7 protein-coding genes are annotated in these 10,529 nt (G+C 57.4%); 3 read left to right on the top strand and 4 right to left on the bottom strand.

The window, feature by feature from the left end:
* The coding region (locus KIH79_RS12285) for a hypothetical protein (protein ID WP_219059638.1) at nucleotides 1–856 on the bottom strand (856 nt) is incomplete at its 3' end.
* 238 nt (nucleotides 857–1,094) lie between these two features.
* Between KIH79_RS12285 and KIH79_RS12280 the strand changes: the two genes are divergently transcribed.
* On the top strand, nucleotides 1,095–2,921 hold the full coding sequence (locus KIH79_RS12280; protein ID WP_236023852.1) for a phosphatase PAP2 family protein: 1,827 nt from the start codon (nucleotides 1,095–1,097) through the stop codon (nucleotides 2,919–2,921).
* 59 nt (nucleotides 2,922–2,980) lie between these two features.
* Here the strand turns inward: KIH79_RS12280 and KIH79_RS12275 are convergent, their stop codons facing one another.
* Nucleotides 2,981–4,561 carry a hypothetical protein gene (locus KIH79_RS12275; protein ID WP_219059636.1) on the bottom strand — a complete coding sequence of 527 codons (1,581 nt, stop codon included), beginning with the start codon at nucleotides 4,559–4,561 and terminating at the stop codon, nucleotides 2,981–2,983.
* 26 nt (nucleotides 4,562–4,587) lie between these two features.
* Here KIH79_RS12275 and KIH79_RS12270 point away from each other — a divergent pair, with 26 nt between their 5' ends.
* Together KIH79_RS12270 and KIH79_RS12265 are read left to right on the top strand one after the other, a co-directional pair.
* The gene (locus tag KIH79_RS12270; RefSeq protein WP_219059635.1) at nucleotides 4,588–5,871 is read left to right on the top strand and encodes an acyltransferase; all 1,284 of its coding nucleotides are present in this window, start codon (nucleotides 4,588–4,590) and stop codon (nucleotides 5,869–5,871) included.
* Nucleotides 5,872–5,959: 88 nt separating this feature from the next.
* Nucleotides 5,960–6,652 carry a hypothetical protein gene (locus tag KIH79_RS12265; protein WP_219059634.1) on the top strand — a complete coding sequence of 231 codons (693 nt, stop codon included), beginning with the start codon at nucleotides 5,960–5,962 and terminating at the stop codon, nucleotides 6,650–6,652.
* An 88-nt stretch (nucleotides 6,653–6,740) separates the two neighbouring features.
* Here the strand turns inward: KIH79_RS12265 and KIH79_RS12260 are convergent, their stop codons facing one another.
* Complete coding sequence (locus KIH79_RS12260; RefSeq protein WP_219059633.1) at nucleotides 6,741–8,864, bottom strand: hypothetical protein; 2,124 nt, start codon at nucleotides 8,862–8,864, stop codon at nucleotides 6,741–6,743.
* A 198-nt stretch (nucleotides 8,865–9,062) separates the two neighbouring features.
* On the bottom strand, nucleotides 9,063–10,241 hold the full coding sequence (locus tag KIH79_RS12255; protein ID WP_219059632.1) for a hypothetical protein: 1,179 nt from the start codon (nucleotides 10,239–10,241) through the stop codon (nucleotides 9,063–9,065).
* Nucleotides 10,242–10,529 lie beyond the last annotated feature (288 nt).

The raw sequence follows: 10,529 nt of genomic DNA, 5'->3' as shown, positions 1-10,529 counted from the left end.
TGGAGCTGAAAAAAGCGAATTTGACCGGGCCGTCGCATCGGGTAAGTATCCAAATTTGGCTGAGCATCGCCACGACTCCCACTGGGTGTACCGAACCTATTACGACCTGTACGAAATTGTTGGCCACTATCTCAACATTGTCGATAACGGGCAGTACAGCATTGGTGGCGCGCAGGGCGTGAGCACTACTTATGAGAAGGGAAGTGTCGCCGAGCAGCAGAACTTTTCTTCGCAGGACAACGCTCTTGTGGCCAACAATTTCGTACAGGTCGTAATAGGTTCGGTACACCCAGTGGGAGTCGTGGCGATGCTCAGCCAAATTTGGATACTTACCCGATGCGACGGCCCGGTCAAATTCGCTTTTTTCAGCTCCATACCAGACCAGCTCGGCGTTGGCCACGTTGCCGCCCAGGCCGATGTTTTCGCTAAGATTCCAGTGCGCGGTATCCCCAGTATGGCCCCATGTGCCGGTTTGCTGGGCCTTGTAGTTCGTATACTCGTTATTGCCAGCCGCGACAAGCATGATCGTGTCGCTGATCTTCAGCTCGGTCAGGCCTTCGGATTGACGATCCTTGTTGACCTTGTCGATGGTAGCGACGGCCTTGCGCACGTTGGACAGGTTGAATGAGTTGGAAGAGCCAGCGGGTTTGACCAGACCAAGATTCTGCCATTTATGGAAGGTCTCATCCGATGAGATTACGTTTTTCGCCGTCGGGGACCCATACTCCTCGATTAAACCGATCAGGCCCTTTGGAGCTGTTGCAGCGGTGGCAGCGGGTGTTCCCACAGCCACCGCGCTTGTCAGTGTCGCGATGGAAATCAACGCGGCGGTCAATCGTCTGACGTTTATGTTCATGATCTACCTCCTAGATATCTCGCCGCCCCATTATAGAAGTAAGGGGGGTGTGGCTCACGCGGTTTGAGCCGCCTTTTTCTATTACAAGACCCCTTCAAGAACACGTTCGAAAATGCAACTACGTACCAAGGTTAAATGTTGGTTATGCGCAGATGACCTTTGCTTCACCTCGGTAGTGTTATTCCCCGAACGGTTCTACAACTGAAGCTGTTGGAATCCTATGAGGAATGGGAGAATCATGAAGCATACTATTGCGAAGCGTGCAGTGCTGGGCACCATGGCCAGCGTTGCGACGATGGCCATGCTTGCTTGCGCCGGCATCACCGCGAATGCGGCCGACACGTACCCGTCTGATGCTGCTCAGCCTGATCTGGTCAAGCTGCTGGGCGATTACGAGAACTACTACAAGCCCGCCAACACGTACGACAAGAACGATCCGTCCAAGCCGTTCGGCAAGGGTACCGTGGCGAACGCGGACGTGCTCAAGAACGATGATGCGATGACTCAGGCCATCAACAATGCGGCCGCCGAGGCTGACAGCGAGGGCGACGGAGTGAAGACCCCGACCGCGCAGCAGCAGCGTGCGCTTGTCGATTCCGACTACAAGATGGCCGAGACGTTGCCTGATGCGCTTGGCCCGGTGCTTGGCAAGTATTTCTCCGAAGGCCTGAAGGATGGTTCGCTGCCGAAGACCGACGAGCTGTTGATCAATGGCGGCAAGAGCCTGTCCGCCGATTATCTGGACACCGGCACCGCCAAGGTGACGTTCAACCATCCGCGTCCGTTCGTGGACCGCACTGACGCCGGCTACGTGGCCGCAGGGCTCGATAAGTCCGTCGCCATCAAGCGCGTTCCGGTCTGGACCAGCGCGGATGGCGTGAAGCATGACGCCGGCTACGATGGATTCCTGACCTCCGGTTCGTTCCCGTCCGGCCACACCACCTATGCGTACTCGGGCGGCATTGCTCTGGCCACGCTGTTCCCGCAGCTTGGACCGGAAATCGTGACCCGCGCGTCTGAGGCCGGCAACAACCGCATCGTGCTCGGCGTGCACTACCCGCTCGACATCATGGGCGGTCGTATTGACGGCGAGGTCGCCAACGCGACCCGTTGGTCCGATGCGTCGTTCCGTGCGGACAAGCTGATCCCGGCCTACAACGAGCTGCAGTCCTACATGGCTGATCGTTGCGTGGCCGATGGTCATGCAACCAAGCAGGACAAGGCGTCCGACACCGTCCAGCAGTGCGTGAACAACCTCGGCGCGAACGCCGGCAAGGGCTACACGAACAGCTTCGTCGACGCCGTCTCCAAGAAGGCCGTCACCGACCGTCAGTCCGCGATCGACGTGTTCACGAACCGCATGACCTACAACTTTGAACAGACCGGCAAGGCCGGCCAGGATGCGGTGGTTCCGGAAGGTGCCGAGAACCTGCTGATCACCGCGTTCCCGACTCTTACCGCCGCTCAGCGCAAGGCTGTGCTTGCAGCTTCCGAAATTGACTCCGGCTATCCGCTGGATGCTTCCTCTGAAGGCTATCAGCGCATCAACCTCGCCAAGGCGTTCAGCGCCAAGGTGACGCTCGCCAAGGACGGCACCGTCAAGAACGTCGAGTTCGGCCAGTCCGAAGCTTCCGTGGTCTCCGAAGACGATAACGCTGTTCCGGTGTACCGTCTGTACGATCCTTCCACCGGTCTGCATGTGTACACTTCCGACGAGAACGAGAAGAACGTGCTGTCCACCAAGCGCGGTTGGAAGAACGAGGGCGTCGTCTTCAAGGCTGCCAAGAAGAGCGACGACACCACGCCGGTCTACCGCCTGTACAACTCCAAGAACCAGCGTCACGTGCTGAGCTCCGATGAGAACGAAATCAAGGTGCTCACCACTAAGCGCGGTTGGAAGAACGAAGGCATCGCCTGGTACCAGTCCGATAAGGGCACGGTTTCGGTGTACCGCATGTACTCCCCGAAGAAGGGCGAGCACCTGTACACCACGGATGCCAACGAGTACAAGGTGAACGCCTCCAAGGGTTGGAACCAGGAAGGCGTGGCTTGGAAGGGCCTGTGACCTCACCTCTGATTAACTGAGAAAACGGGTGGTCCGGAAACCGGATCACCCGTTTTCTGTTAATCACGCTTGTATGCGTACGCGCTGCAGCGTATGCCGCCATGCACGGAACGCAGCGACTCGTTGACGTCGGGCTCATCGACCGTTCCCAACAGGGTCATGCGCCGATCTTGCGAGAATGCATTGTCCAGTCCGGTTTGGCCGGAATCCGCGCATGCGACGATGATTGTCTGCGTGTTCCGGGCGATATGTTCATCGACGAGCATTGCGGCTTGCTCGGGAGCTTCTTTGTCGGAGACGGAGCCATGCTGGTTCCAGTAATCGCGGAATTGGTTCGTCACGTAGGAGATCTCACCATTCACGGCCATACTCCACATGACTTGCCCACGGGTCAGGTATGGCAGTGCATTGCTGACCGCATACTGCGATCCGCGATCCGCGATCGGCACGATTACCGTACCGCCCGTTGTATGGTCATTCAGCAACCGGCCCAACGCCGGGCCAGCCGAAAATGATCCGGTCAGATCCTTGTACGAGGCTTCCATGGTGGACGGCGTCAGCAGCAGCGCAAGGATCAGGCTCACCCCGACAAGCATGCGAGACGCCATACGATTTGTACCGTCAATGCTGATGTTACGATGCCTCGCGTTTGGTTTTGCGTTTGATCGCTGCCCCGCGTCCGCAGCCGAAAACGGCACGACAAGCAGCAACATCGACAACCATGCGGCCAGTTTCTGTACATTGCTGATCGGATAGACGACAACGTCCATAAACGCCAGCCATACTACGCCGGCCAATCCATACAACGCTGCAGTCACACTACGAACCGCCGTCACAACCAACACGGCAGCAATCAGCATCGTCACCACGGCAAACGTCAGCGTCTGATGGCCCCCACCCACGGAGCCGGCAATCGGCGACGTCAGCATCTTCAGACGGTCGAGCACGGAGCCGGTCATCGGTACCGGCTGTTCGCCGCCCATCAATTCACCGAGCGCGGCAAGCACGGACGTTGCCGGCAACAGTGTCGGGAACGGGAAACGGCGTTGCCTGCATAGTTCGATCATCTGAAACAGCGCCAGCATTCCCGCAAAGGCGAACGTCAAGGCATGGGTTTGGAACAACAATGCCGCCACCAGCGCGTACGCCCATGGATGCCGGTTCCGCCGCGGGTAAAGGACCGCGGCAAGCATGGCGAACAATGCGATCAGGCAATAGCTGCGCGACACCACGGAAGGCCAGTACCAGAACAGTGGCGTGAACAGCACGACGATCTTCCAAATCGTTGGCGCTTTGACCGCGATCAGCAGCACAGCGGCGAGCACGGTGATCACCACGCTCAGCATTTCCATGCTCCAATAGCCGACGCCGAGTTTCGCAAACGGCATGAGCACGAAGAACCATAATGCCGGATGCCCCTCTTGGCTGGTGAGATCGGAGACGATCCGCCACGGTGTGGCATCCCGGGCGATCAGCCATGCCTGGGACTCGTCTCTCCATGGTTCGTGCCGCACTGCGAGAACGACTTGCGCGAACGCATACAGGACGACGAACACGAGGACGATCTTGTCTTGCCCGGGAATGGCAAATCGCAGGCTGCTGCGACGCGAGACGACGGGCTGCAATGTTTGGGTAGACACCGTAACAGTGTATCCGGCAAGGCCGATTGTCGTGCCGAGTCAGCCGGTCATGGCTCGTTGTATTGCCGGGCTGTGTTGGTAGACTGTCTCGCGTTGTCGAAGTCGGGACGGGAAGCGAAGGGGCAATCATGATCGCCAAGCACACCATACGTCGAAATCTGAACCTCGACGTGCTGCGCATCGTCGCGATGCTGCTCATCGTGGCCTGCCATGCGACGCTGCACATACCGTGGCTGCTGAACATCGACACCGTGCCATTGCAGTATCTTCCCGGCTGGAAATCCGCATTGGCGTTTCTCGTGGTCCAGTACGGTCAGGTCGGCGTCTCGATCTTTTTTATGATCTCCGGCTACTTTCTGGTGCGCAAGGATTTCCAAGTGCGGCGCGTGTTCAGCACGTGGTTTCAGATGTTCTGCTATTCGGTGCTGTCGTTTGCGCTGATCCTTGTCGCACGGCATCGATCGTTGACGTTGCCCGATAAGGTCACCGAACTGCTGCAGGGCGAGCAGCTGCCGCACACCATCGTGACGGTGTTGTTTCCGTTTCTCTCGAACTCGTACTGGTTCGTCACCGCATATATCGTGATGCTGCTGGTTTCGCCGTTTCTCAACTGCCTGTTCGAGCATCTGTCGCAGCGCAGCATCGGATGTCTGATGCTGCTGCTGGGATTCCTTGCCACATGGAAACTGTTCAACGTGTCCACGCCAGTATGGACGAACTTCACCTACGCGATTCTCGGCTACGTGACGGGCGGATGGATCCGCGTATATGGCCGCACAATGCGCATGCCGGCCAAGCCGCTGCTGCTGACGGCGATCATCGCGGCCTCCACCGTTGTGATGACGGTGTTCAATCACCATGCGGCGGAACGCACGACGTTCACGACATTTTTCGCTTGGGAAACGAAAATCAAGCCCGGCATCGAAGTGCTGCCGATTGTCATTGCGGCGGCGATCGTGCTGCTCGCGTTGGAAGTGGACTTGTCTTGGATACGAGGATTCCCGCGAGCGTTGATCTTGCGAGCCGCCGCGTCGACGTTCGGTATCTATCTGATTCACGAGAACATGTTCTGGTACCGGATCATCTGGCCGACGATCACCGGTATGATGCCGACACCCGACACGTTCTTCGACAAGCTGATCGTTGGCGCGGAAATTGTGCTGATTATTTTCATCGCGGCTGGAGCGGTATCGTTCGTGCTCGATACGTTGCTGGTGCATCCGATCAGCAGGATGATGATCGCGATCGTCGACACTGCAGACCGTCCGCGACGCGGCCATGAGCCGATACGGCATGCGAGGCGGAAATAATCATCGTCTGCGAAGAATCCGCTCTTCGGTGTCGCTTCTCGTCTTATACTGAAGGCGAGGGTAACAATGAGGTGATGGAGGTTTTCCTATGAGAACTCGAAAGATCGTATCGGCCATGGTGGCACTGCTGACGTTGATCGCAGGCTTGTGCATCATGCCGATGACCGCAGTGACCGCCAATGCGGCATGGGTGCAGGAAGGCATCGCATGGATGGCTCCCGCCACGGGAGGCACGGAAGTGTATCGTCTGGCCAATCCGCGCACCGGACTGCACCATTACACGACCGACGCCAACGAGCGCGATGTGCTGAAGAACAAGCGCCACTGGACATATGAAGGCGTGGCATTCCATGCCGACACCGAGGGCCAGCCGGTCTACCGCGTGTACAATCCGAGGAGCCAGAAGCACAACTACACCATGGACTCCTCCGAACGTGACATTCTGGTGCAGCGCCATGGATGGCAGTACGAGGGCATCTCGTGGTATGTGAGCGATTCCGCCACGCTGCCCGTGTACCGTGCACTCAACCAGTCCAATGGCGAGCACCTGTGGACCGTGGATGCCAAGGAATACGAGGCTCTCGGCAAGAAGCCGTCCAAGCCGAACACTCCGAACAACAAGCCGTCCACCCCGAGCAAGCCGCAGACGCCGACCGTGCAGAACGGCATCACGCCCGGCGCGTTCTGCTCGCCTGAAGGAGCCAAGGGCATCGGCAAGAAGAATGGTGTGACCTACACCTGCAAGTATGACGACAACGGCATCCTGCGTTGGCGCCGATAAGTTTTGCTTATCTGCAATGAGAAGAGCCCCCGGCTTTTGCCGGGGGCTCTTCTCATACCTGCATGCCGTGGAGTATGTTGGGCCAGCGTCAAGCCAGCGGCAGGAACCAGGATTCCACCAGCCGGTACAGCGTGTTGTTGTAGGTCCGCAGTTCGCCGAACTTTCCGTCCGACAGCAGATTCCAGTACGATACAGCAACGCCGGCAAGCACCAGTATGACAAACGTGTAGAGAATGACGGTACGCATCGAACTCGCCGCAACGTTGGGCTCAAGCCCAGGCTCGTATTCCTGCAACACAACAGCCACGACGACGCAAGCCACGGCAAGTATGGTCCAGCTGAAATCACTCAAATAGCGCGACGATACACCGCCAATGCGCATATCCACTGTCAGCACCACAAACGCATAGCCCGCCATCAGCGCAGCCAAAGGTAGCAGCCGGCGCAACTGACAGTGGAATCGAGGAATGCAGACCACAAACAGCGCCATGGGGGCAAAGGCGAACAGTCCACCGTACGTGGGTTCCATAATGAGGAATCCGTGATACATCGAAGCGGAATCCACCTGCTTAAGAAACGGGTACACGGCGGTAACGTTCAACGGTTGAAACAGGTACAGCCACAGGGCCCACGGCAGGCGGGCCAAAGAGCGTTCGCTGCGCACCATATCGAATCCGGTCAGATTGTACTGTGCTCCGAAATCAAAGAACGAGCCGAAACGGACATGATTGTATGCCATCGCGGCAGCCCCGCACAGCAAGAATGGCAGGACGGCACAAAGCGTATTCGTCAATCCTCGTCGCGAGAAAAACAGTCGTTCGCAAATCTCCTGAGCGAATATCGGAAATGCGAACAATGCCGTCAATACGAATTGAGGGCGGCACCCAAGGGTAAGCGCAATGCAGAACGCGCCCAGCATCAACGACGACTTGCTCATACGGCCATGCCGTTTTCTCGCACCAAGCCACAGCGCAAGGCCGCACAACGTGAACGTAAGCGCGGAAAGAATGGGCAACGAGTAGATCTTCGGCAAAAACGTCTGCACCAATACGCCGCATCCCGTCACAAACCCCAAGCACGACGCCAAGTACACGCCAAACGACACGTTGCGCGCATAACGAGCAAAGATCCTCCGCAGAAAGAACGCCGACGCCAGCAAAAACGCGACAGCAAACAGTGCGACGGCCGCATCCGTGCGCAGATCATGTCTGGTCATAAGCTTGAATGGCACGAACGTGAGCAAAGCGGGAAGCACGCCGAAATACGAATAGTATTTTCCGTCGAAAAACGCATAATCCCAGTACGTCGGCTCACCGGTCTTTGCCGTCATGGCCGCGCGGGACGGCGGATCATACGGATTCGTCATGGTCGTCAGCCAGTCGGGAACCGGCAGATCCAAATACGCATGTCCGGCAAGTATGGCGTCAGCCAAATGATTGTACTGGTTATCATCATTGATGAACGCGCCGTGCGCCGTCAGATACGTGGACGCAAATACGTGCGAGGGAAGAATCAACTGCGTAGTCAACACCAATACCAGCGCCTGCACAACCAAAAAGACCGCCAGCACGGTTTTCTGACGGTTCTCACGAAGATTCAACCGCCATTGGTACATGGATCGCGTCGGCCAAAACACGTACACCAGATATACGGCGGCCAGCACGCACAGGAATCGGGACCATGTCCAATGAAATGGCGGCCGTGCGTTGATACGGACGGAAGACAGGGCGAAAGACGCGCCTTCATCGTCCGAGAACGACAATGACAGGCTCTTCACTTTTCCCGCGGTGTGCAGCCGGATATAGTGCGTTGATACAAGGCCTTCGGACACATGAGCGGCATTCGTATTGGCTGCGCTCGTCGAATGACCTTCGTCCTTGATCGACGGGATGACGGTGAACGTATGCCCCGCAGTGAAATGGCCGCTTTCGGAAGGCTGCGCCATATCCAGCAAAACGTTGCGGATCGTCATTCCCGACGATTCCGGCAGTTGCAAACGCAACACCGCATCGGCAGTGCCGATGATGGTATACCGACCATCCTGAACCGATATTCCCGTGCCGGTCGTCACTGATACCGTTTGTGTTGCGGGGAAGAACAGCGATTCCCAAAATGGCAGATTGAATAAGGTCGTTTCTGCCAGGCAAACCAACAAGAACGGGACGAGGACTTTCAAACTCCGCAGTGACGTTGTTCCTGTACGATGCGGCATGCCCGTCTTCCTCCGACTCTTTTCAGCTCCCTGTTTTCGGCATTTTGATGATATAGCGTGCCAGGAACCCGTCAAGTCGCATGATCCCAGCCTTCGATGCACGATATTCCATCAAGATCGAAGACTGGGGGATCAAGGATTCAAGGGTCGCTACCGTCCGCAGTCAATGCTTGGAGGCGGAAGACTACGCCGTTATGCCTATTCGGCTTGTCCCTGCCAGGCAACGCCTTCCGGATTCCAACCTCTCGTGGAGTTGATCTGATATTCATGGACGTCGGTCGTATACAGATGCTCGCTCAACTTCGGCGAATACATGCGATACACCGGCACCGAGCCGTCCTTAGCCTGATACCAGGCGATGCCTTCGTCCTTCCACCCACGGCGAGTGGTCAGCGTAGTGCGTTCGTTCCCGTCCAACGTGATCAGGTGTCGATTGGTCTTGGGATTGTACAAGCGATATACGGGGGTCGCGCCGGTAGTGTTGCCGGAAGCGTGGAACACGATACCTTCGTCTTGCCAGCCGCGCTTTGTCGAGAGCACGGTTCGTTCATTCGGGTCGGTCGTGTACAGGTGTAGGTGCGTCTTTGGATCGTACAGACGATACACCGAGACCGTTCCCGTAGTGGGCTCGCTGGGCTCGTCCGGCTCAGGAGTCGACGGGGTATCCGGCGTGTTCGGGGTATTCGGCGTGGACGGCTGATTGGGAGTAGCAGTACGGTCAAAACTCACTCGGACCACATTGCTGGTCCACACCGCGGTAACCGTGTTGCCGCCCCAACCCTTATTGCTGGATTCCGCCTGCTGCCAGAGCACGAAATCAATGCCCGTAAGCGTGGGATCCGCGGATTTCTTGACGATAATGGACCGAATGGATTCCGGAACCGGGGTGGCGCCAACCGCATACGGAGCCTTGTTGCCGTCAGTGGCAATAGGAACACGGAACTCCGCGGTCGGCGTGGGCAGATTGTTCGGATCATACGCATCGGAGCGCAGATCCGTGCCGTCCGGCGCCTTGGTGTATTCCTTCGGACAGTTCTTGTTCTGGAAGTCATACCAATCGGTCCAATAGTTGTTGTCCTTGTTGGACAGGCACGACCATCCGTCGCTGTTGACGAAAGACATATTGAGATATGCCTTCTCCACCTTGATCTGAGGAACCGTGATCTCATTCAGAATGAACTTCAGATTGCGCTCATACGAATACTCGAGCTGGCCGGCGGTCTTGTCGGATACGCTGCTCGGCGTGACGTGAAGCGTGAACACAGAGCCAGTGTTCGGTCCGGCTGATGCCATGGCCGTCTGCGTTCCCGCCGCCATGCCAAACACCATGCCAGCGCTCGCGACAAGCGCGATCAATGTTTTCCCTACTTGCTTCATGAATCCTTCCTTTCTCGGCTCGTACGAGTCAATTCATCGAAAGCGCCCTATTGCTTCCGCACCGGCGGCACCGTTCGCCGGCAGAACGAAGGCCGGAGACCATTCCCAGCCCTCTTTAAGAATACCCCCGATCTATTGCCGCTGCTGCTGTTTCCCGGTGTCCCTAGAAGAAAGGTTCCTGACTATGACAGGAAACAACAAGGTTTGGCGCGCGCCGCTCGCCGGCCTCGCCTCGCTGGCCATGCTGGCCACGATGGGCGTCGCCGCGGGTACCGCGAACGCCGCTAA

It is taken from the genome of Bifidobacterium miconis, assembly GCF_019331735.1.
In the GTDB taxonomy this organism is placed as follows: domain Bacteria; phylum Actinomycetota; class Actinomycetes; order Actinomycetales; family Bifidobacteriaceae; genus Bifidobacterium; species Bifidobacterium miconis.
The sequence above is the reverse complement of the archived record's forward strand: the minus strand, read 5'-3'. Positions and strand labels throughout refer to the sequence as shown.